We start from the raw sequence: 20,796 nt of genomic DNA on the forward strand, positions 1-20,796 counted from the left end.
GCTAGGCGGGCGGTAGGAGTGCCATCTCGCGGGCATTGCGGATGGCGGTGGCCACCTGCCGTTGCTGCTGAGGCGTCAGTCCGGTGACGCGCCGTGACCGGATCTTGCCCTTGTCGGACAGGAAGTGCCGCAGCAACGCGACATCCTTGTAGTCGACGGGGCCGGTGACCCCTAGGGCGTGCAGGCGGTTTCGCGGTGGGTTCTTCGGCGTCTCGATCCGCCGTTTTTTCGTTGTGCGCGTGGCCATGTCGATTCGTCTCCTCTACCAGCTGGACTTTGTGATGCCGGGGAGTTCGCCGCGATGCGCGAGTTCCCGGAAGCGGACGCGGGACAGTCCGGTCTTCCCGATGAAGCCGCGCGGGCGACCGTCGACGACATCCCGGTTACGGATTCGGGTGGGGCTGGCGTCGCGGGGCAATGCCTGCAGCGCGTAAATCGCCTGTGCGCGTTCGGTCGCGGTGCTCGCGGTGCGAATGCGCTCCTTCAGTTCCGCGCGACGCTCGGCGTATTTCGCGACGGTCGCCCGACGCTGCTCGTTCCGGATGATCTTGGACTTCTTCGCCATCAGCGATCCTCCTTGAAATCGACGTGCCGACGGACGACCGGGTCGTACTTGCGCAGGACCAGGCGGTCGGGATCGTTGCGGCGGTTCTTCCGGGTCATGTAGGTGTAGCCGGTTCCAGCCGTGGACCGGAGTTTGATGATCGGACGAATATCGTTGCGGGCCATCAGATCTTCTCTCCCCGGCGGCGTAGTTCGGCCACCACGGCATCGATGCCGCGGCGGTCGATGGTCTTGATGCCTTTGGCGCTCACGCGCAAGGTGATGTAGCGGTCCTCCGCGGCGAGGTAGTAGCGGCGCCGCTGGATATTCGGATTCCACCGCCTCGACGTCCTCTTGTGTGAATGCGAGACCTGCTTCCCGAAACCGGGGGTTCGTCCCGTGACCTGACAGCGCGCCGACACGACGCCTCCTCTCCGACCGCGACCGCATCTCTAATGACAACGATTCGCATTAACTTCGATCCGACTGTAACGTGAGCAGCCGTCAAATGAAAATCATTGCCAACTAGGGAGGGTTCTTGGACGCCACGCGAACTCCGGTGACTCTGGTATCCGGGCTCGACGCGGACGCGGTGGGCCGAACCGCACGATCGCTGGTCGTCGCCGGTACGACGCTGGTGCAGCACGATCTGACACGACTGCGCGACGGGGTGATCGTCCGAACCGTTCGGTCCGTCGACCTCGACGGGGCCGAGCAGGTCGCGGTCACCGACATGCAGCTCGTACATGGGTGTGTGGGGTGCACCCTCCGCGAAGACCTGCTCCCACTGCTGCGCCAACTGCACCGACGAGCACATGTGGACGCCATCGTCGTCGCCCTCGATCCGACCATGGAGCCCGAAGCGGTGAGTTTCGCGATCGATTCGGTCATCGTGAGTGGCATGCCCGGCTTCGTCGACGCGCCCGCAGGTCACGATGTCGCGATCGCGGCCACGGTGACGTGTGTGAACGAGGCCGAATGGTTCGCTGCCGCAACAGGTGACGAACCGCTGTCGGAGGAATTCGAGGCCGCCGTCGACGACGAGCGCACCGTCGCCCAGGTCGCGGTCGGTCAGGTCGCCTTCGCCGACGCCCTCGTGGTGGCCGCCTGTGATCCCGCCTACCGCGATGCCTGGGAGTCGGCCCGACTGATGGCCGTGCTGCGGCGTCTGGCGCCGTCGGCGCCGATGATCATGGAAATGCCGCAGCGGAAGATCACACCACTGCTGGCTTCGCGGCTGCTCGCGTCCGTCGGGCCGAGCGCGCGACGGGGCCGCATCGACGATCCGCACGGCCCGCTCCTACGGGGTATGCCTCCCCTCGAATCGGACTGTGGCGTGGCGATTGTCGAGTTCCACTCCGATCGTCCGTTCCATCCGGAGCGGCTGCACGAGGCCATCGACGTGCTGCTCGAGGGAGTGGTCAGCGCGCGTGGCCGGTTGTGGCTCGCGACCCAGCCCGACGAATCCCTCTGGCTCGAATCCGCAGGCGGCGGTCTGCGCGTTGCCGAAGGCGGCCCGTGGCTCGCGTCGATGACCGAGAAGGAGCGTGCCGCCGAATCCGCCGATCGGCTCGCGATGGCGGCTCTGCGCTGGGACGACACCTTCGGCGATCGGCACAGTTCGATGGCGATCCTCGTCCACGACGCGGACCCCGCCGAGATCCAATCAGCTTTGCGCGCTGCGTGTCTCACCGATGCGGAGATGGCGCTGGGGCAGGCCATCTGGATGGCCATGCCCGACCCGTTCGGCACCTTTCACGTCGATCCGTGCGAGGACGACGAGACACCGACCCCGCTTTCGAGCGCCCAGAACAGCGCCGACAACCGACCGGAGCAATCATGAAGAACACCATTCACCCCGACTATCACCCCGTGGTCTTCCGGGACGCCGTGACCGGCGACGAATTCCTCACCCGATCGACGGCGTCGTCGTCGGCCACCATCGAATGGTCCGACGGCAATACGTATCCACTGATCACCGTCGAGGTGAGTAATCGTTCCCACCCGTTCTGGACCGGTACCGCACGGGTCTTCGATCGCGAGGGTCGTGTCGAGAAGTTCCGTCGCCGCTACGGCATGAACTGAGATCGAGGAGAACCATGAAGGTCCGCAATTCCGTCCGGTCCATGAAGAACAAGCCCGGCGCACAGGTCGTCCGGCGCCGTGGACGTATCTTCGTCATCAACAAGAAGGATCCCCGCTTCAAGGCCCGCCAGGGCTGATCGCGAAACCCCTTCCTGCTCAGTCGATCCAGGCATGGATGTGACTCTCGGCCATCGGGACTGTGGCGGCTTTGACGGGGACCGCTGGTCGACGCCGCTTACCGTCCTACGTGGCTCGGCAGGACGCAGACGGCGTCGAGTCCGAGGACGCGGTTCAATCGCCCGAAGGCCAGCCAGGAGCCGAGGCACATCGACAACTCCACAATCTCGTGGTCGTCGTAGGCTGCGCGCATCCGGCGCCAGAACTCCTCGTCGATCCCGTGATGGTCGAGGGCGTACCGCTCGGCGTATTCGGCTGCCAGGCGGGTCCGATCGTCGAATGTGTCCGTGGTGCGCCAGTTCTCGACGGCCCGGTCGAATTCGGCCTCGACCGTCGTGCCGTCGCGTTCGGTGCGCCAGTCCTGACAGAAGAGGCAGCCGTTGATCTGGGCGATACGGAGACGCGCGGCCTCGAACTCACGGAGTCCGAGCGTGCTGTGTTCGTACACGCTGGTCGCCAACGTTGCTGCGGCAGGGCCGATTCCGGGCACCATCTCACCCCAGACGTAGCCGATGGGATCCTTGCCCTCCGGAATGTCGATGAACATGTCAGCTCCCTGCGGTGACGGTGGTCGTGCTGAGGTAGGTGGACGGCTGGAGCGGGACGTCCAAGCCGTCGTACAGTCCCGGCGGTGCGGTGCGCAGCCAGGGGATGGCGTTGACGAGACGATTGGCGGCGGTGGCGTTGCCGCCGGCGGATCGATTGCCGCCCTCGTCGGTTGCCTCGACGGTGATCTCGATCCGCGGCCGGCCTTCGACGATCACCCGGTGCGCGCCGGCACTGCCGTCGGCGGGCATCGGCCAGTCCGGTGCGGTCTCGCCGGTGATGCGGGTGACGTGTTCGACGACGATCCGCGGTTCGCCGTCGATGATGCCCTGCACCTCGAAGCGGAGCGCCCCCTGTGTCCCTGCGGCGAACTCGCCGAGCGCGGTGGTGACCGCTGTGGCGAGGGGCTGCCGTTCGACGACTTCACGCAGTTCGTCGACGCGGATCCCGAGCGCCCGGGCGATCATCCGGATCTGGCCGCCCCAGACCATGGACGGCACGCCGGACATCACCATCGGTGGGACGTAGTCCATCGGCTGCCCCATGCCGACGAGGTATCGGACCGAGTCCTCGGCGTCGTAGGTCGAATAGTCGAAGATCTCCTGGCAGCGGATCTGCGTGATCTGTGAACCGAGGCCGCTGACGAGAACGGGCAGGAGGTCGTTGCCCCAGCCGGGGTCGATGCCGCTCACGAAGAGTGCGGTGCCGCCCTCGCCGCACGCCTTGGTCACCGGGTCGCGGATCTCGTCGGGCGCGTTGCGGTGGTCGTACAGCGCGTAGACCGACGGGCTCACGACGTCGGCGCCGCGGCTCAGTACCCGGCAGATGTCGGTGATGGCATCGTCCGGGCGCAACTCCCCGGACGCCGCGTACACCACCGCACCCGCGCCTGCGAGTGTCGCCAATGCGGCCTCGACGTCACGTGTCGCGGCCACACCCAGGGTGCGGCCGACGTCGGCGATGTCGCCCGCGTCGCGGCCCTCCTTCGACTCCGACGCCACGATCACGCCCGCCAGCTGGAGGCCCGGATGCGCGGTGATGGCCCGGATCGCCGCACGTCCGACATTGCCGGTTCCCCATACGACCACCGGAATCGGCAGGTGGAACACGTTACTGTTCGCCATGTGTACGAAGCGTAGGTGGCGTGCGCGGCCTCCGTGCCGAATTCATCCGGAGTGACGTCGACGGTCGACCGACGCCTCATTCCGTCGGCGGCACCGGGTGGGAGGATGTCGGCATGACCGCAACCCTCGTCGCTAAGGACGTCGCCGGCGGATATGCCCACCGTGTCCTCTTCGATCATCTCGACCTCACCGTCGCGCCCGGTGACGTGGTCGGGGTCGTCGGCGCCAACGGTGCGGGCAAGTCGACGTTGCTGCGAGTGCTCGCCGGCGATCTGCCGCCGTTGGCGGGGACGGTCAGTCGCACGCCCGCCGACGCCTTCGTCGGTTGGCTGCCCCAGGAGCACGACCGCGTGGCCGGGGAGACGGTGGCCGCCTACGTCGCGCGCCGGACCGGTTGTGCGGCAGCCACATCGGCGATGGATGCCGCGGCCGACGCGCTCTCCGGCGGCGCACCGTCCACCTCCGGTGAGGATCCCGCGGACGTCTACGCCGCGGCCCTCGATCACTGGCTGGCCACCGGCGCCGCGGATCTGGAGGAACGACTCCCCGCGGTGCTCGCCGACCTGGGCTCCGACGCGGGGGCACTCACACCGTCGGCGCTGATGACCGGGCTGTCCGGTGGGCAGGCGGCGCGAGTCGGCCTCGCCGCACTGCTGTGTTCACGCTTCGACATCGCGCTGCTGGACGAGCCGACCAACGATCTCGACCTGGCCGGACTCGAGCGCCTCGAAGATGTGGTGCGCGGTATGCGCGGCGGCATCGTGCTGGTCAGTCATGACCGGGAGTTCTTGGCGCGCAGCGTGACCCGCGTGCTCGAACTTGACCTGACGCAGCACACCAACACCGTCTACGGCGGTGGCTACGAGAGTTATCTCGAGGAACGGGAGGTCGCGCGCAGGCATCGGCGCGAGGAATACGAGGAGTACGCGGAACGTAAGGCGGACCTGGTCGCGCGGGCACGTGTGCAGCGTGAATGGTCGAGCCAAGGGGTGCGCAACGCCATACGAAAGGCGCCGGACAACGACAAGATCCGGCGCAGGGCGGCGACCGAGTCGAGCGAGAAGCAGGCGCAGAAGGTCCGGCAGATGGAGAGCCGCATCGCGCGTCTGGAGGAGGTCGCCGAACCGCGTAAGGAGTGGGTGCTGGAGTTCACCATCGGAGCGGCACCGCGATCGAGTTCGGTCGTGGCCACGGTGAACAATGCTGTTGTGCACCAGGGTGATTTCACACTCGGTCCGGTGTCTCTCCAGGTCAACGCGGGGGATCGGATCGGCAACACCGGCCCGAACGGCGCGGGCAAATCGACGTTGCTTCGCGTGCTCCTGGGCGCGATTCGCCCGGACGAGGGCGAGGCGAGCCTCGGCGCCGCTGTCGCCATCGGGGAGATCGATCAGGCACGTGGGCTGTTCAGCGGCCCCGAGCAATTGGTCGTGCGGTTCGAAGAACTGGTTCCCGACTACTCGACCGCCGACGTCCGCACCTTGCTGGCGAAGTTCGGTCTGCGTGCCGATCACGTCGAGCGTCCCGCCGGTGACCTGTCGCCGGGGGAGCGGACACGCGCGGCGCTGGCCCTGCTCCAGGCCCGCGGCACCAATGTGCTGGTGCTCGACGAACCCACCAATCACCTGGACCTGCCGGCCATCGAGCAACTCGAATCCGCACTCGACTCCTACGAGGGCGCGCTCCTGCTGGTGACACACGACCGACGCATGCTCGAGCATGTGCGGATCGATCGCAGCTGGGAGGTCCGGGACGGACGTGTCGTGGAGCGATGAGCGGTCGGTGCGTTTGGTGTTCGCCGACGATTTCGGTGAGTCTGTGAGTATGGCCAAGCACCGGATCTATACGACGAGTGTTGCGAGCGTCTACCCGCACTACGTCACGAAAGCCGAGAAGAAGGGGCGCACGCAGGCGGACGTCGACGAGATCATCTGCTGGCTGACGGGATACAGCGCGGACGAACTCGCCTCGGAACTCGCCGCGGAAACCGACTTCGAGACCTTCTTCGACCGGGCCCCCGCCATGAATCCGAATCGGCAGCTCATCACCGGGAAGGTCTGCGGGGTGCAGGTCGACACGATCGAGGAGCCGACCATGCGGGAGATCCGCTATCTCGACAAGCTGATCGACGAACTCGCCAGGGGCAAGTCGATGGACAAGATTCTGCGGAGCTGACCGACCGAACCGGCATCAACACCGAACGGCCGCCCGGATGTGCCGGGCGGCCGTTCGGTCTGCTGGTGGATCAGTGGGCGGCTTCGAACGCCTCGATCACCGACAACGGAATACGGCCACGGTCGCTGACCTCATAGCCATTCTGGTTCGCCCAATCGCGAATGGCTTTCGTCTGTTCCTTGCTGCGGCTCGCCGATGCCGACGGGGCGCGCTTGATACCGCGTGCGGAAGTCTGTCGCGAGACGTCCAGATACTTGGTCAGCGCGTCACGGAACTGCGAAGCGTGCTTGCTGGAGGTGTCGAACTCGTAGGCCTTGCCATCGAGTCCCCACCGCACGGTCTCGTATTCATCGAGGACCTTGCCGTCGATGTCATCGATGACCTGAACGATTTCCTTCTTCGCCATGGTGAACTCCTGGGACTCATCGGTTGATTGCGGGCAGGTTATCGTGCTGTGCGACCCGCGCTCATTACTGAACTATTCTGCTTCCGTTGCATCATAGCCAAAGAGATACATCGATCGCACAGAACCACACCATTCCGCGAGGTATGTCCGGGAATGTTATCGGCTCAATCAGGAAGTGGGCCGAGCGGGTGTGGTTGTACGAGTCGGCTCGTTATCTTCCGTTGCCGGGAGGTCGGCGGCGCCCGACGCCGGCGCGCTCACCAGTTCGGCGGGCGCCCGATCGGCGGCATTGATCTTCCGGAAACCTGTTGCGGTGACGGAGAATCCGGCCTGGGAGCGCGATTCGAGGCAGAACAGGCCGACGGTTTCGTTGAGACACGAGAAGCGCGCGATCGATATCGTATGCCCGAATTCAAGCAATGTGCTCCGGTACAGCACCGGATACCGGTTGGCGCAGGCGCCCTGTTCTGTGCCACCGGCCGAGAGTGTGACGAGATTGGGTGACCAGCGACAGTTGTCGGGCGTGTCCCGTGGGCGTTGCTGCGCACCGCGGGTCTTCGTACGACACGCCAGGGTCGCCGAGCCATTGGTGCCGGTTGAGCAGTTCACGGCGCGATCAGGGGTCGAGAAGTGAAAACCGGAGGTGTCTTGAAGCGGTGAATTCACGGTCACGGATCCTTGATGGAAACGTGAATTGTCAACTCTGGGTGCGAGTGAGATCACCCGACCGATCGTCCAGTTCGGTAAATCGGACGCGCTGTCTTCCTGCGGAAGCTCGCTGGTGGTCGGAGAAATGGGTGCCGACGATTCCGTCGACAACACATCGGTAGGTGGGATGACAATTTGGGATGGAACAGTATCTGTTGATAAGGAACAGGCGCTGATCACCATGGCGAATACCGCGGTGGCCAGGCCGATGACCGATCGCCGGACTCCGCTCCGTCGCGGCCGTCGGTCGGCCGGTCCGTACCCTTGCACTGTGTCGACTCCCAAGATCGTGTTGTTCTACAAGTTCACACCGCTGGCCGACCCCGAGGCCATCCGCTTGTGGCAGCAGTCGCTCTGCGAGCAGCACGGCCTGCTGGGCAGGATCATCGTGTCCCCGCACGGCATCAACAGCACCGTCGGCGGTGACATCACCCAGGTGAAAAGGTACGTCAAGTCCACCCGCACGTATCTCCCGTTCAAGAACGCGGACATCAAATGGTCCGACGGCACCGGGCAGGACTTCCCACGGTTGTCGGTTCGGGTACGGCCGGAGATCGTGACCTTCGGTGTGCCGGACGAGGTGATCGTCGACGACACCGGCGTGGTGGGCGGCGGTGCGCATCTGAGTCCGCAGCAGGTGCACGAATTGGTGGACGCCCGCGGTGACGAGGTCGTCTTCCTGGACGGCCGCAATCGGATCGAGGCCGAGGTGGGCCGCTTCCGGGACGCGGTCGTCACCGACGCCCGCACCACCCGGGATTTCGTGCCTCTGCTCGACAGCGGTCACCTCGATCACCTGAAGGACCGGCCGATCGTCACCTACTGCACGGGCGGCGTGCGCTGCGAGGTGCTCAGCAGTCTGATGCGGTCCCGCGGATTCCGGGAGGTCTATCAGATCGACGGCGGCATCGTCCGGTACGGCGAGGAGTACGGCGACGACGGCCTGTGGGAGGGTTCCCTCTATGTCTTCGACGACCGGATGACCGTCGACTTCACCGACCGCGCGAAAGTGATCGGCACCTGTGCGCGCTGCGGCGCGACCACGAGGTCGGTGGCCAACTATCCGGACGAACTCGGCCGTGATCTGGCCGTCGTCTGCCAGGACTGTCTGGACGCCGCGGATGAGGCGGTGCGCGAGCGGGTCGACACGGCATGAGCAGGTCGGCGATCCCGGTGATCGTGCTCGCCGGCTACCTGGGTTCGGGGAAGACCACCCTTCTCAATCATCTTCTGCGCACGGCGGACCGGACGCGAATCGGTGTGCTGGTCAACGACTTCGGCGCGATCAACGTCGATGCCATGCTCATCGCGGGACAGGTCGACGGCGCGGTCAGCCTGTCCAACGGGTGCATGTGCTGTGCCGTCGACGCCGACGGTGTCGAGGAGGCGCTCGCCGGGCTCGCGCGGCCGTCGGCCGGAATCGACGCCATCGTGATCGAGGCGAGCGGTATCGCGGAGCCGCGCACGCTCATCCGGATGGTCACCGGGCTGACCGATCCACGGTTGCGGTACGGCGGTCTTCTGTACGTCGCCGACGCGGCCGGACTCGACGAACTCCGCGCCCGGCATCCGGAGGTCGATCGTCACCTGGCCGTCGCCGATCTCGTGGTGATCAACAAGGCCGATCTCGTCGATCCGGCCGCGCTCGCGGACACCGTCATGGCCGTGCGTGCGATCAATGAGTCGGCACCGATGGTCACCGCGGTCGACGCCGCCGTCGATCCCGGTCTGCTCTTCGATCCGGGGGAACGGCCCCGCGACGAACCGCGCAGCGGGCAACTGACCCTCGACGAACTCTTCACGGAGTCCCACGATCACGCCGACGGCGGTGAGTGCACACACACTCCCGGCGCGCACATGCACGACGCCTACGAGTCGGTCGCGTTCGCGTCCGACCGTCCGATGAATCCGCGTCGGCTGTCCGCGGTGCTGGAGCGTCCGCCGCACGGCTGCTATCGCATCAAGGGGGTCGTCGCGTTCGACGTCCCGGGGCATCGTCAGAAATACATCGTGCACTCCGTCGGAGGCTTCGTTCGCGTCGAACGGCAGAGTTGGGCGGGGGCCGAGCGGCACACCGAGATCGTCGCGATCGGGGCGGGGCTCGACGCGGACGAGACCCGACGCGCCCTCGAGAACGCCGTGGTCACCGCGGATGACGACGAGGACGAATACGGCATCCTGCGCATCACGCGCTATCTACCGGGAGCGGCCTCCGCGCCGGAATCCGGCGAACCCGAGGTATCCGGCACCTCCGATGTCACAGGTGTCTAACAGTTCGTCGCTGCCTGATCCCGGACTTTTCAAACGCGCCCGATCCTGTTTCACTTGTTACAAGTGTGACTGAAGTGGCTGATGTGTTTACGGCTGCTTTCGTCGTCCTCGTAACTTTACGAAAGGGGGTGTGGTGCCGGCACGGCCGCAGGTCGTCGGTGCCCACATCTGATGACGCAGACCGAGATGACCCGCCGGTTCCGCCCGATGTCCACGGGCCGGGGCGCCCGCCTGACCGTCGCCGCCGCGTCGGCGCTCACGCTCGCGATCGGTTTCGCGACGATTACGACCGCCGCTGCGCCGCAGGCCCACGCCGCTCCGACCCCCGCCGCACCCGCCGGCAATCTGCTGGCCGGCAAGACGATCTTCCTCGATCCCGGTCATCAGGCCTCGGCCGCGGGCAAGAACCTGAACGCCCGGGTGCCCGACGGTCGCGGTGGCAAGAAGCCGTGCAAGACGACCGGCGCCACCGGAGTCAACGGCGTGCCCGAGCACACCATTACCTGGCAGATCGCGCAGCTCGTCAAGGCGGGCGTGGAGAGCCAGGGTGCTCGCGTGGTGTTCAGCCGCCCCGACGACAAGGGCTGGGGCGGATGCGTCGACCAGCGTGCGGCCGCCGCGAGCCGCTCGGGTGCGGCCGTCGCCGTGAGCCTGCACGCCGACTCCACATCGACGGGTTCGGATGCCGCCAAGAAGGGCTTCCACATGATCGTGCCGACGCTTCCCATCCCGGACGCGACGGTCAATCGCGTGCAGTCCGGCGACGGGCGCAAGGCGTCGACGGCCATGCGTGACGCGTTCGTCAAGAAGGGCTTCCCGTCGGCCAACTACGCGGGCGTGAAGGACGGCATCCAGACGCGTCCGGACATCGCGGCCGTCAATCTGACCAAGGTGCCCGCCGTGTTCATCGAGATGGGCAACCTGTCGAATCCGGCGGAGGCGGCATCGCTGTCGGGCAAGGACGGCCAGCTCAAGTACGCCATGGCGATCACCGACGGCATCCTCGGGTATGTGCGTGGACCTGCCGCGGCACCTGCCCCCGGCGCGACGCCGCAGGCCGCTCCGGCCGCACCCGGCACGTCGACTCCGTCGAGTGACCCGAATGCCGGTCTCGCGTCGGTGATCCCCTTCGTCCAGCAACTGCTCGGCACCGACGATCCGGCGGCGATCGCACAGCTGATGCTCGGGCAGGGACAGGACGTGTCGGCGCAGGTCCTCAGCGCGATGTTGCCGATCGTCTACGGGCTCTTCGGCGGCAAGCTGCCGTTCTGAGCTCCGCGTCTCGACGCCAACATCCGCTCTCCGGCGCGTTCGCGCCCTAGCATGAGGTCATGGGGATTCGGGATCTGATCATCATGGACACTCCGGTGCCGTCATTGCACGGCCGGAAGGTACTCATCACGGGGGCGGCGAGCGGCATCGGACGCGCGACCGCGATCGCGGCGGCACGGGAGGGTGCGCGCCTGGTGCTGACCGACCTGCACCCGGCGCCGCTGGACGAGGTCGTCGCCGAGATCATCGCCGACGGCGGTGCGGTGGAATTCCACCAGGCCGGCGACGTGTCCGACTACGAGTGGGTGCGGACCTTTGCCAACGAGGTCGATGCCGAGGTCGGTGTGATGGACGTGGTGATGAATATCGCGGGCATCTCCGCCTGGGGCACTGTCGAGAACCTCGAGCATCGGCATTGGCGCTCGCTCGTCGACGTCAATCTCATGGGGCCCATCCACATCATCGAATCCTTTGTGCCGCAGATGGTTCGGCGTGGACGAGGTGGGCATCTGGTCAACGTCTCGTCGGCGGCCGGTCTGCTCGCACTGCCGTGGCATGCGGCATACAGCGCCAGCAAATTCGGTATCCGGGGTGTCTCGGAGGTCCTGCGTTTCGATCTTCGTCGCCACGGCATCGGCGTCTCGCTGGTGTGCCCCGGGGGCGTCGCGACGCCACTCGTCGAGACCGTCGACATCGTCGGTGTGGACCGTGACGATCCGCGGGTCAAGGCCGCCATCGGAAATTTTCACAAGGTCGCGGTGACACCGGAAAAGGCTGCGGCCGCGATCCTGAAAGGCGTGCGCCGCAACAAATACATGGTCTACACGTCCTTCGACATCCGGTTCGGTTACTGGTGGGCGCGGAAGTTCGCGCTGCCGTACGAGATCGTGATGCGGATTGCCAACGATCAGTTCGACCGGCTCTCGCGTATCGCGCCCGCGACCAAGCGGGCCGTCTCGCAGGCCGATATCGACACCCCCAGCGCGTGATCGGGTCGTCGACGCTGGTCGTGTCCGCCACCGAGGCGGAGGCGCGGCATCTGCCGTCCGGGACACGGCTTCTGGTGACCGGGATCGGCAAGGTCCGGGCCAGCATGGCGCTCACCCGCGCTCTGGCGACGGCCGGCGATCAGCCGATCGAGCGGGTCGTCAACATCGGCACGGCGGGCGCGCTGCGGGACGGACGAACCGGACTGTTCACCCCGTCGGTGGTGATCGAGCACGACATCTCCAGTGCGGCCATCCGCTCGATGGGCTACTCGGTCGTGGACCGGTGGGAGATTCCGGACGGCGACGGCACCGTGCTGGCCTCCGGCGACACCTTCGTCTCCGATCCGCGTCGCCGTGACGAACTGGCCGAGCAGGCCGATCTGGTGGACATGGAGGCCTGTGCGCTGGCTCATGTGTGTGCGGAGTTCAGGGTTCCCCTGCAACTGGTGAAGGTCGTCAGTGACAACGCGGATGCGGCAGCCCTCGACTGGCCCGCCCTCGTGGACGTGGCGGCCCAGCAGATCGGGAACTGGGTGGGGGAGTTCGTTCAGCCCCGATTACGGGATCGCGTGGACGGATAGTCTGCGGCATCTGCGCCACTGCGCTCCGCCCGGTCCGCCGCCGGAGCGAGCTTGGTCCGCGGCGGGCGCGTAGCGGTGGTCGCAGCATCGGTGGTGCCGACCGGATCGATCCGTTCGCCTGCTTCGTCCCGGAGCATCGCACCCGCGGTGCGGCGGGTCGTCGGTGCGGGTCGCTTGCCCTCGCCGCGCGAACCCGACGACGCCGAGCGCGCGGCGGACGTGCTGTCGGAGCGCTTCGGACGCGCCTGACCGGCCGTCGTCCGGGGAGCGTCGGTGCGCCGGGTGCCGGAACGTGCTGCGTCGGTGCGCCGCGACGAGGAAGCCGAGCGCTTGCGTTCGGTCCGTTCGGCGGTCGCATCGTCGGGCCGCGGCCGGGGCGGGCGCTTGCGTGCTGTCGATCCGCTCGCGGCCCGTCCGGTCGCGGGGCGCGGACGACGGCTTCCGTCCTTGTCCCGTGCGGTGCCCTTGGCGCCGGGCTTTCCGGCGGTTCGAGTGGTTCCGGAACCCTTCGGCGACGTCCCCGACCGCTTCGGCGCCGCGTCACCGCGTGTCAGGTACCAGCGTGCGATGACCAGGCCGAGGGTCACCAGGAAGGTGAGGGCCATCCAGGGAAAGTCGTTGGCGATCGGCAGCAGGACCTTGAAGATCAGGCTCTTGAATCCGGAACTCGCCTGATCGGCGTTGATTCCGTACAGCGTGATCACACCGACGAGAAAGGCGATGAGCGGTGGCTGGGCGCCCGCGGTGAACAGTGCCCGGCGGCGGACCATCAGTGCGGCCGCGACACATCCGAGCAGGTAGCAGAACTTGAAGACGCCGCCGAGCGCATCGGTGTTGTTCGCGTCGATGGCGGCACCGATCGCGGTGATGACCGTGGCCACGAGTACCGCGCCCCACCAGGGCAGACCGCGGACGGTCGGCAACACCGACTGCTGATCCGCAGGCACCGCGGATCGCTGTTGCTGGGCAGAAGACACATCTAGACGGTACCGGGTTGTCCTCCGTTTTCCGTCAAGCGCGGGGTGATGTTGCACATTGGGAGCGAACGGTCACATCGATCGGTTCGATCGGCTGCACCTCACGTTCGGTGGACAGGGCATCGAGTTCGGCCAGACGCCGGGCGGTCACGCCCAGTCGTGAATCGATCGCCCCGACCGTGGAGTTGTACGCCTCGACCGCCCGGCGCAACGACCCACCCATTCGGTCCAGGTGTCCGAGGACCGCGGTGATCCGCTGATGCAATTCGGTGCCGAGTTGGTGGATGACGGCGGCGTCGCGCGCCATCGCGTCGTGCCGCCAGCCCAGCGCGACGGTCCGCAGGAGCGCGACCAACGTCGACGGGGTTGCCAGAATGACGTTCTTGCCGAAGGCGAACTCCATGAGATCGGCGTCGACCCGCACGGCGGACTCCAGCACCGGGTCGCTCGGCAGGAACAGCACGACCATCTCCGGGGTGTTGTCGAACGCGGACCAGTAGGCCTTCGACGACAGCTGGGCGATATGCGTCCGGATCGCGCGCGCATGGTCGGCGAAGAGCCGTGCGGCGGGCTCCTGTGCGCCCGCTTCGACAGCTGCCAGATAGGCCTGCAGGGGCACCTTGGCGTCGACGACGATGTCGCGATCGCCCGCGAGATGCACCACCAGATCGGGACGGACGGCCGCACCCGACGACGTCTCGGCCGACACCTGGGTGGAGAAGTCGCAGTGCTTCGTCATCCCGGCGAGTTCGACGACACGCTCCAATTGCATCTCACCCCAACGGCCACGGATGTGTGGTGTGTGCAGGGCCTGCGACAGCTGCCGGGTCTGGTCGGTGAGCTGTGTCGAGGCCGCGTGCATGCCACGTACCTGCTCGGTCAGCCCCGCGTACGCGCTGATCCGGTGATGCTCCGTGCGGCGAAGTTCCTCCGACAGCTGTCCCAGGACCGAGCGCAGTGGATCGACGATCTGCGACACGTGGGAGCCGATGGCCGACGACTGACGGCGTGCCGCATCCTCGGAGGCCGCCGACAGCGACCGCGCGGCGAGCTCCGACGAGGCGCGGACCGCGTCGGCTTCGGCCCGTGCCGCGGCGATGGCGGCAGCCGAGCGCGACGCGTGTGCGAGCCAGCCGATGAGGACGCCGATCACGCCCCCGGCGAGAACCGCGATGAGTACCGATACGGACATGGCGTCATCGTGCCCGCCGGGTCCGACAGAAACGGTCCGCCGGATCAGGCAGCGGCGGTGGCCTCCCGTTCGAGCAGGGCTTTCTTGACCGGAAGCCCGTAGCGGAAGCCGCCGAGCGAACCGTCGGTGCGCAGCACGCGGTGACAGGGGACGAACAGTGCGGCCGCATTCCGGGCGCAGGCACTCGCGGCTGCGCGGATCGCGGGTGCGTTGCCCGCCAGTTCGGCGAAGGCCGTGTAGGTGACGGGCGTACCGGCCGGGACGGTGCGCAGGACCTCCCAGGCGTGTTCGAGAAATGCGCCCGACCGTTGACGGACCCGGATGTCGTCGATCGCGGTGAGCGTCCCCGAGTAGTACGCCTCCACGGCGTCGCGCACCGGACCGGGGGCCGTCGACCGGCGGATCGTCGCGGGGCGGATGGCTCGGTGGATGAGCGCGTTCAGGTAATCGGGATCGCCGGTCCATCCGGAGGCGAGTACGACGTCGTCGTCGGTCACCACCGCCGTGAACTGGCCGTCCGGGGTCGGCAGGGTGGTTGCGTACGCGGTGGAAGAGGTTGTGGTGGAGGCTGTTTCGGTCATCGTGGAACCTGGTTTCGGTCGGGCCGGTTCACCGGCGGGGCACGGACTGGTGGTGCTGGAGTATCGGCTCGTTCGTCGACAGGCGGTGTCGCCACAGATGCATCGACGCATACGACCGCCAGGGCGACCACCGCGATCCGTGCGCCGAGAGGTCGACACCCAGATCGTCGGCGGCATGCATCACCACGAGGTCCCGGTCGAGCAGGACGTCGGGATCGCCGGTGACCCGCATGGTCACGTAATCGGCGGTCCAGGGGCCCACTCCGGGCAGAGCCAGTAATGCGTCTCGTAATTCAGACGTCGGAAGACCCTCGTGCGGATCCAATCGATTGTCGGCGAGTTCTTCAGCGGCTCCGACGACGGCGTCGATGCGGCGTCGCGGTCCGGTCAGCACATCCCGTCCGTGCGCGGCGACGGCCGCCGCCGTCGGGAACAGCCGGTCGGGCCCGGAATCGGGTTGTGCGGTGGCCCAAGGCACGGTCTCGCCGAGTGCGGTGACCAGTCGCGTCAGGTGGGCGCCCGCCGCTTTGACGCTGATCTGCTGGCCGATCATCGTGCGGATCAGTGTCTCGCCGGCATCCACCGATCCCGGAACCCGGATACCCCGAGCGCGGGAGACCAGACGCCCCAGCACCGCGTCCGATCCGAGTGCCGAGTCGATCGCCGCGGAATCGGCGTCGAGATCGAGCAGGCGCCTCAACCGGTTCACGCCGACGCCGAGGTCGCGCATATCGAGGTGAGCGAACCGGGCCGTGATCTGGCCGCCGGCGATCCGGCCGTCGGGGGGTGCGAGGGTGACCAGTGCCGGACCATGGGGCAGCGACATCGTGCGCTGATAGGACCACGCGCCGCCGGACTCGTCGACGTGCTCGACGCCCGGTATCGCGTGCGCCGTCAGGAACCAGCGCAGCCACGCCGCGTCGAGTGGTTCACGGTGGGGGAGCCGGAGGGTGATCCCGCCGAGCGGCGAACCGGTACCGCGCGCCGTGCCGGAGGGCAGCGCCCGCAATTGCGATGGCGTGCGGGCGTAAACCTCTCGGACGGTGTCGTTGAACTGCCGGACGCTGCGGAAGCCCGCCGCGAAGGCGATGTCCGCCATCGGCATCCCGGTGCACTGGATGAGGACGCGTGCGGTGGCCGCCCGGTGTGCCCGGGCCAGGGCGAGGGGACCGGCACCGAGTTCGTCGGTGAGGACCCGGCTGAGGTGGCGCGGTGTGTAGCCGACACGGGCGGCGAGGCCCTCGACGCCGTGGCGTTCCACCACGCCGTCGGCGATGAGACGCATTGCCCGCGACGCGAGGTCGGCACTGCTGTTCCAGCGTGGTGAGCCGGGAACGGCGTCGGGAGCACACCGACGACAGGCGCGGAAGCCGCCCTGGTGGGCGGCGGCAGCGGTGAGTACGAAGTCCACATTCTCCGGCCGCGGGGTCTGCGCCGGACAGGACGGGCGGCAATAGATGCCGGTGGTGCGCACGGTGACGACGAACTGTCCGTCGAAGCGTGAGTCCCGGGAGGCGAGGGCGCGATAACAACTGTCGAAGTCGAGTGACGGGGTGACTGCGGTGCGGCTCACGGGTCCACAGTGCCAGGCGAACGGCGAGGTTTCTGGCGGGAATCGGACACGGCCGTGACACGGTTTCCGAAAGGTGTAAGTGACCCAGGTAACACTTTGGCATGATGATGTTCATGAGCACAGTTTTCGGGGGCAATGGCATCGGGGGCCGACGGGACATTCCGCTCTGCGAGTTCCCCGCCTGGGCGGTGGAGGTCATGATGGGCCTCTACGGTCCCGACACCATTAGGGCCGCCTGCGAGGAATCGGCTCGCGACGAACCCGGGTCGTCGCAGCGCACGGGCCCGTGGGTGCCGGGCGTCGAGCGGGAAAGCGATGACCGGATTCCGTCGATGGCCAGTCCGCAGCTTTCGCCGTACGGGGTTCAGTTGGAGGCCGTCAACGAGTTGACCCGATTTCTCGAGAAGAAATTCCGGCGCCGCTGACGGAGTTCGGCGACTGAGTGTGTGACGATTCAGGCGTGAAAGACGACGCAACACGCACCTATCCGACACGCGCCCAGGTTGTGCTTTCCGCGCTGCGCTCCACGTCGGTTGTCTCCCTGCAGATCGCGCTCGTCGCGGTAGCTCTGTGGCTGCTGTTCTGGGTTCTCGGGGAGATGTGGGTGATCGTTCTCCCGGTGCTGTTCGCGATCATCGTGTGCACGGTGTTGTGGCCACCGGTGCGGTGGATGCGGCAGCACGGGGTGCCGGCCGCCGCCGCATCGTTGCTGATGATGTTGATCGGCCTCGGGGCTTTCGCCGGGGTGATCGCCCTGATCGTGCCGTCGGTCGTGAGTCAGGCCCCGGATCTCGCGTCCCGGGCCACCGATGGTGTGCTCAAACTGCAGGACTGGGTGCAGGGTCCGCCGCTGAACGTGAAGGACGAGCAACTCGACAATGTCGTCTCGACGATCACCGACAAGATCCAGCAGAGCGCGTCGAGTATCGCTGCCGGCGTGTTCAGTGGGGTCGGTACGGCCACATCGATTCTGGTGACCTTGTTCAGCGCGCTGGTGCTGGTGTTCTTCTTCCTCAAGGACGGCCCGAAGTTCATCCCGTGGCTGGACCGGACCGTCGGCAAGCCGTCCGGCACCCATATCGGCGAAGTCCTGCAACGCATGTGGGCCACGCTCGGCGGGTTCATCCGTACCCAGGCGATCGTGAGCTTCGTCGACGCGGCGCTCATCGGTGCGGGCCTGTTCATCCTGCAGGTGCCGCTGGCCGGTGTGCTGATCGTGATTACCTTCCTCGGCGGATTCATTCCGATCGTCGGTGCGTTCGTCGCCGGTGCGCTCGCCGTGTTGATCGCGCTGGTGTCCAACGGCCTGACGACGGCGCTCATCGTGCTCGCGATCATCCTCGCGGTGCAGCAGCTCGAGGGCAACGTGCTGCAGCCGTGGCTGCAGGCGAAGTCGATGGATCTGCACGCGGTGATCGTGCTGCTCTCGGTGACACTGGGCGGCACACTCTTCGGTATCACGGGCGCGTTCCTCGCGGTGCCCGCGGTCGCCTGCCTCGCGGTGATCCTGCGCTACATCAACGAGCAGATCGCCGAACGGGCAGGCGATGCGCTGCCTCCCGAGGGCACGCCGGTGTCGGGGAATGTCGGCATACCCGACGACGACCCGCACCCCGATGAGGAGGCCGCCGCCGCGGCCTCCGCGAACTCGGACGTGCCGGATTCGTCGGGGACCGACAGCGCCGGTTCGGACGATCCGCCACGGCAGATAGACTGACCGTCCGTGAGCCTCACCCTCGGTATCGTCGGACTGCCCAACGTCGGCAAGTCCACTCTGTTCAATGCACTGACCCGGAACGACGTCCTGGCGGCGAACTATCCGTTCGCGACCATCGAGCCGAATATCGGTGTCGTCGAACTCCCGGATGCGCGACTCGATCGTCTCGCCGAGATCTTCTCCAGCGAGCGCATCCTGCCGGCGACAGTGTCCTTCGTCGATATCGCAGGCATCGTGAAGGGTGCCTCCGAGGGCGAGGGGATGGGCAACCAGTTCCTCGCGAACATCCGTGAGGCGGACGCGATCTGTCAGGTCGTGCGCGTCTTCGCCGACGACGACGTGGTGCACGTCGACGGCCGTGTCGACCCGCTCGCCGACATCGAGGTCATTGAGACCGAACTGATCCTCGCCGACCTGCAGACCCTGGAGAAGGCGATCCCGCGTCTGGAGAAGGACGCCCGCAAGAACAAGGATCTCGCCGAGACCCTTGCCGCCGCACAGAAGGCGCAGGAAATTCTCAACTCAGGGAAAACCCTGTTCTCGCAAGGAGATTCCTTCGACACGTCGTCGGTGCGCGAACTGCACCTGATGACCACGAAGCCGTTCCTCTACGTCTTCAACTCCGACGAATCCGTCCTCACCGACGACGCCCGCAAGCAGCAGTTGCGCGACGCCGTCGCCCCCGCCGACGCGGTCTTCCTCGACGCGAAGGTGGAGAGCGAGCTGCTCGAACTCGACGAGGCCGACGCCCAGGAACTGCTCGACTCGATCGGTCAGGACGAACCCGGCCTTCGCTCCCTCGCGCGCGCCGGCTTCCACACCCTGGGCCTGCAGACCTACCTCACCGCCGGACCCAAGGAAGCCCGCGCCTGGACGATCCACCGCGGCGACACCGCTCCCAAGGCCGCGGGCGTCATCCACACGGACTTCGAGAAGGGCTTCATCAAGGCCGAGATCGTGTCCTTCGACGACCTCGACACCAACGGCTCCATGGCCGCCGCCAAGGCCGCGGGCAAGGTTCGCATGGAGGGCAAGGATTACGTGATGGTCGACGGGGACGTGGTCGAGTTCCGCTTCAACGTCTGAGCCCGTTTCCCGTTCAACTTCGAGCGGGCTGGCCGGCTCGCACCGGATACGGTTTTGCTAATGACAACAGAATATCTGGTATCCAACTAACTGACTGAGGACTCCAGATGCCTCTTCCTGAGCCAACTCGTTCGAACATTGTAAGTTATGCGAGCGCGGACTTGCCCGGCGACCTCTCTTGGCATGTTGACTACTTCAATTTCATTAAGGATGAAGGTCTTCGTGATCGCCTTGGGCAAGAATTCTATGCAGCCAGGTTCCTGTACAAACTGTGGGAGGGGCTGAGGATAGATAACCTTTGGGCAAAGCAGGCGCAGGTTCAGTTGCAGGTTCAGCAGTACGCCTCGATCTACGAAGCTTCCATTCACCACCTTCTGTTTGTTGAAGCACAGACCGCACCTGAAGTTAAACGTCTCTTCGAGTACGAGGCACTGGTCGAGCGTGCACTGCCGGGCCACATCGTTGACCGCATCAGAAAGCTCGATTCCGAAGATGCAGACATGATTCTCGGTGCAGTGCGAGTCAAGTGTCGTACACAAGATTCTAAGATTCGTTTCGATCGCAAAGTTGACGCGGCGGTAGAGCTCGGAATCATCGGGATTGGCAGGGCGGTGTGCCGTGAGTAGTCTGCACTATTGGTACTGAACGTCACTTCTGCGGCGATAACGTTCCATGGCGTTCCATTATTTGGAACGCGGTGGACCTCCGATCCAACGTGTGATTGCGGTTCTGTCACTGCAGAGGGAAACGAATTTTCGCCGAGCTTATCGGGCCGTACCGTTCGGAAGGAGCG

General features: G+C 66.3%; 26 protein-coding genes. 14 read left to right on the forward strand and 12 right to left on the reverse strand.

Annotated elements, in window-relative coordinates; genetic code table 11:
- Nucleotide 1 precedes the first annotated feature (1 nt).
- From rpsR to rpmB, 4 genes are read right to left on the reverse strand one after another with little or no spacing between them, the layout of a single operon-like run.
- Nucleotides 2–247 (reverse strand): 30S ribosomal protein S18, encoded by a 246-nt coding sequence (rpsR, locus tag AC4JJG_RS05370; RefSeq protein ID WP_495399902.1) that lies wholly within the window; start codon nucleotides 245–247, stop codon nucleotides 2–4.
- 15 nt (nucleotides 248–262) lie between these two features.
- Entirely contained in the window at nucleotides 263–565 is a 303-nt protein-coding gene (gene rpsN / locus AC4JJG_RS05375; RefSeq protein ID WP_495399903.1) for a 30S ribosomal protein S14, read from the reverse strand.
- The gene (gene rpmG / locus AC4JJG_RS05380) at nucleotides 565–729 is read right to left on the reverse strand and encodes a 50S ribosomal protein L33 (protein ID WP_495399904.1); all 165 of its coding nucleotides are present in this window, start codon (nucleotides 727–729) and stop codon (nucleotides 565–567) included. Before rpmG ends, rpsN begins: the two co-directional genes overlap by 1 nt.
- Nucleotides 729–965 carry a 50S ribosomal protein L28 gene (rpmB, locus tag AC4JJG_RS05385; protein WP_495399905.1) on the reverse strand — a complete coding sequence of 79 codons (237 nt, stop codon included), beginning with the start codon at nucleotides 963–965 and terminating at the stop codon, nucleotides 729–731. Before rpmB ends, rpmG begins: the two co-directional genes overlap by 1 nt.
- 116 nt (nucleotides 966–1,081) lie before the next feature.
- Here rpmB and mrf point away from each other — a divergent pair, with 116 nt between their 5' ends.
- Genes mrf through ykgO form a run of 3 tightly spaced genes read left to right on the forward strand, consistent with a single transcriptional unit; the run spans nucleotide 1,082 to nucleotide 2,765 of the window.
- Complete coding sequence (gene mrf / locus AC4JJG_RS05390) at nucleotides 1,082–2,386, forward strand: ribosome hibernation factor-recruiting GTPase MRF (protein ID WP_495399906.1); 1,305 nt, start codon at nucleotides 1,082–1,084, stop codon at nucleotides 2,384–2,386.
- Nucleotides 2,383–2,628 (forward strand): type B 50S ribosomal protein L31, encoded by a 246-nt coding sequence (locus AC4JJG_RS05395; protein ID WP_495399907.1) that lies wholly within the window; start codon nucleotides 2,383–2,385, stop codon nucleotides 2,626–2,628. Before mrf ends, AC4JJG_RS05395 begins: the two co-directional genes overlap by 4 nt.
- 14 nt (nucleotides 2,629–2,642) lie before the next feature.
- Nucleotides 2,643–2,765, forward strand: a complete 123-nt coding sequence (gene ykgO, locus AC4JJG_RS05400) for a type B 50S ribosomal protein L36 (protein WP_495399908.1) — start codon at nucleotides 2,643–2,645, stop codon at nucleotides 2,763–2,765.
- 98 nt (nucleotides 2,766–2,863) lie between these two features.
- Here ykgO and AC4JJG_RS05405 read toward each other — a convergent pair whose 3' ends face one another.
- Together AC4JJG_RS05405 and AC4JJG_RS05410 are read right to left on the reverse strand one after the other, a co-directional pair.
- Nucleotides 2,864–3,352 (reverse strand): carboxymuconolactone decarboxylase family protein, encoded by a 489-nt coding sequence (locus AC4JJG_RS05405; protein WP_495399909.1) that lies wholly within the window; start codon nucleotides 3,350–3,352, stop codon nucleotides 2,864–2,866.
- A gap of 1 nt (nucleotide 3,353) precedes the next feature.
- Nucleotides 3,354–4,475, reverse strand: coding sequence for an NAD(P)H-dependent amine dehydrogenase family protein (locus AC4JJG_RS05410; RefSeq protein ID WP_495399910.1), 1,122 nt, complete (start codon nucleotides 4,473–4,475; stop codon nucleotides 3,354–3,356).
- Between the two features lie 113 nt (nucleotides 4,476–4,588).
- On the opposite strand from AC4JJG_RS05410, the gene AC4JJG_RS05415 reads away from it, so the two are divergent.
- Nucleotides 4,589–6,250 (forward strand): ABC-F family ATP-binding cassette domain-containing protein, encoded by a 1,662-nt coding sequence (locus tag AC4JJG_RS05415; RefSeq protein ID WP_495399911.1) that lies wholly within the window; start codon nucleotides 4,589–4,591, stop codon nucleotides 6,248–6,250.
- 49 nt (nucleotides 6,251–6,299) lie between these two features.
- The gene (locus tag AC4JJG_RS05420) at nucleotides 6,300–6,650 is read left to right on the forward strand and encodes a DUF2200 domain-containing protein (RefSeq protein WP_495399912.1); all 351 of its coding nucleotides are present in this window, start codon (nucleotides 6,300–6,302) and stop codon (nucleotides 6,648–6,650) included.
- Nucleotides 6,651–6,720: 70 nt separating this feature from the next.
- Here the strand turns inward: AC4JJG_RS05420 and AC4JJG_RS05425 are convergent, their stop codons facing one another.
- Nucleotides 6,721–7,056, reverse strand: coding sequence for a histone-like nucleoid-structuring protein Lsr2 (locus tag AC4JJG_RS05425; RefSeq protein WP_495399913.1), 336 nt, complete (start codon nucleotides 7,054–7,056; stop codon nucleotides 6,721–6,723).
- 168 nt (nucleotides 7,057–7,224) lie between these two features.
- Nucleotides 7,225–7,947 (reverse strand): hypothetical protein, encoded by a 723-nt coding sequence (locus AC4JJG_RS05430; RefSeq protein ID WP_495399914.1) that lies wholly within the window; start codon nucleotides 7,945–7,947, stop codon nucleotides 7,225–7,227.
- Nucleotides 7,948–8,035: 88 nt separating this feature from the next.
- Between AC4JJG_RS05430 and trhO the strand changes: the two genes are divergently transcribed.
- The 5 genes from trhO (at nucleotide 8,036) to AC4JJG_RS05455 (ending at nucleotide 12,877) form a co-directional block, all read left to right on the forward strand.
- Nucleotides 8,036–8,920: an oxygen-dependent tRNA uridine(34) hydroxylase TrhO gene (trhO, locus tag AC4JJG_RS05435; RefSeq protein ID WP_495399915.1), complete on the forward strand. Its 885-nt coding sequence runs from the start codon at nucleotides 8,036–8,038 to the stop codon at nucleotides 8,918–8,920.
- Complete coding sequence (locus AC4JJG_RS05440) at nucleotides 8,917–10,035, forward strand: CobW family GTP-binding protein (RefSeq protein WP_495399916.1); 1,119 nt, start codon at nucleotides 8,917–8,919, stop codon at nucleotides 10,033–10,035. Before trhO ends, AC4JJG_RS05440 begins: the two co-directional genes overlap by 4 nt.
- Before the next feature lie 171 nt (nucleotides 10,036–10,206).
- Entirely contained in the window at nucleotides 10,207–11,307 is a 1,101-nt protein-coding gene (locus tag AC4JJG_RS05445; RefSeq protein ID WP_495399917.1) for an N-acetylmuramoyl-L-alanine amidase, read from the forward strand.
- Between the two features lie 59 nt (nucleotides 11,308–11,366).
- Entirely contained in the window at nucleotides 11,367–12,296 is a 930-nt protein-coding gene (locus AC4JJG_RS05450; protein WP_495399918.1) for an SDR family oxidoreductase, read from the forward strand.
- Nucleotides 12,296–12,877: a nucleosidase gene (locus AC4JJG_RS05455; RefSeq protein ID WP_495400487.1), complete on the forward strand. Its 582-nt coding sequence runs from the start codon at nucleotides 12,296–12,298 to the stop codon at nucleotides 12,875–12,877. The genes AC4JJG_RS05450 and AC4JJG_RS05455 overlap by 1 nt, the downstream gene beginning before the upstream one ends.
- Here AC4JJG_RS05455 and AC4JJG_RS05460 read toward each other — a convergent pair.
- The 4 genes from AC4JJG_RS05460 to AC4JJG_RS05475 are packed head-to-tail and all read right to left on the reverse strand — an operon-like array spanning nucleotide 12,844 to nucleotide 17,200.
- Nucleotides 12,844–13,854: a DUF6542 domain-containing protein gene (locus tag AC4JJG_RS05460; RefSeq protein WP_495399919.1), complete on the reverse strand. Its 1,011-nt coding sequence runs from the start codon at nucleotides 13,852–13,854 to the stop codon at nucleotides 12,844–12,846. The genes AC4JJG_RS05455 and AC4JJG_RS05460 overlap by 34 nt on opposite strands.
- Before the next feature lie 34 nt (nucleotides 13,855–13,888).
- The gene (locus AC4JJG_RS05465; protein ID WP_495399920.1) at nucleotides 13,889–15,046 is read right to left on the reverse strand and encodes a DNA recombination protein RmuC; all 1,158 of its coding nucleotides are present in this window, start codon (nucleotides 15,044–15,046) and stop codon (nucleotides 13,889–13,891) included.
- Between the two features lie 44 nt (nucleotides 15,047–15,090).
- On the reverse strand, nucleotides 15,091–15,627 hold the full coding sequence (locus tag AC4JJG_RS05470) for a methylated-DNA--[protein]-cysteine S-methyltransferase (RefSeq protein ID WP_495399921.1): 537 nt from the start codon (nucleotides 15,625–15,627) through the stop codon (nucleotides 15,091–15,093).
- Nucleotides 15,628–15,655: 28 nt separating this feature from the next.
- Nucleotides 15,656–17,200 (reverse strand): Ada metal-binding domain-containing protein, encoded by a 1,545-nt coding sequence (locus tag AC4JJG_RS05475; RefSeq protein WP_495399922.1) that lies wholly within the window; start codon nucleotides 17,198–17,200, stop codon nucleotides 15,656–15,658.
- 113 nt (nucleotides 17,201–17,313) lie between these two features.
- On the opposite strand from AC4JJG_RS05475, the gene AC4JJG_RS05480 reads away from it, so the two are divergent.
- The 4 genes from AC4JJG_RS05480 (at nucleotide 17,314) to AC4JJG_RS05495 (ending at nucleotide 20,629) form a co-directional block, all read left to right on the forward strand.
- The gene (locus AC4JJG_RS05480) at nucleotides 17,314–17,625 is read left to right on the forward strand and encodes a hypothetical protein (RefSeq protein WP_495399923.1); all 312 of its coding nucleotides are present in this window, start codon (nucleotides 17,314–17,316) and stop codon (nucleotides 17,623–17,625) included.
- Between the two features lie 17 nt (nucleotides 17,626–17,642).
- Nucleotides 17,643–18,917, forward strand: coding sequence for an AI-2E family transporter (locus AC4JJG_RS05485; RefSeq protein WP_495399924.1), 1,275 nt, complete (start codon nucleotides 17,643–17,645; stop codon nucleotides 18,915–18,917).
- 6 nt (nucleotides 18,918–18,923) lie between these two features.
- On the forward strand, nucleotides 18,924–20,003 hold the full coding sequence (gene ychF / locus AC4JJG_RS05490) for a redox-regulated ATPase YchF (protein ID WP_495399925.1): 1,080 nt from the start codon (nucleotides 18,924–18,926) through the stop codon (nucleotides 20,001–20,003).
- A gap of 107 nt (nucleotides 20,004–20,110) precedes the next feature.
- The gene (locus tag AC4JJG_RS05495; protein ID WP_495399926.1) at nucleotides 20,111–20,629 is read left to right on the forward strand and encodes a hypothetical protein; all 519 of its coding nucleotides are present in this window, start codon (nucleotides 20,111–20,113) and stop codon (nucleotides 20,627–20,629) included.
- Nucleotides 20,630–20,796: the final 167 nt, after the last annotated feature.

It is taken from the genome of Gordonia sp. B8661-1, assembly GCF_059427765.1.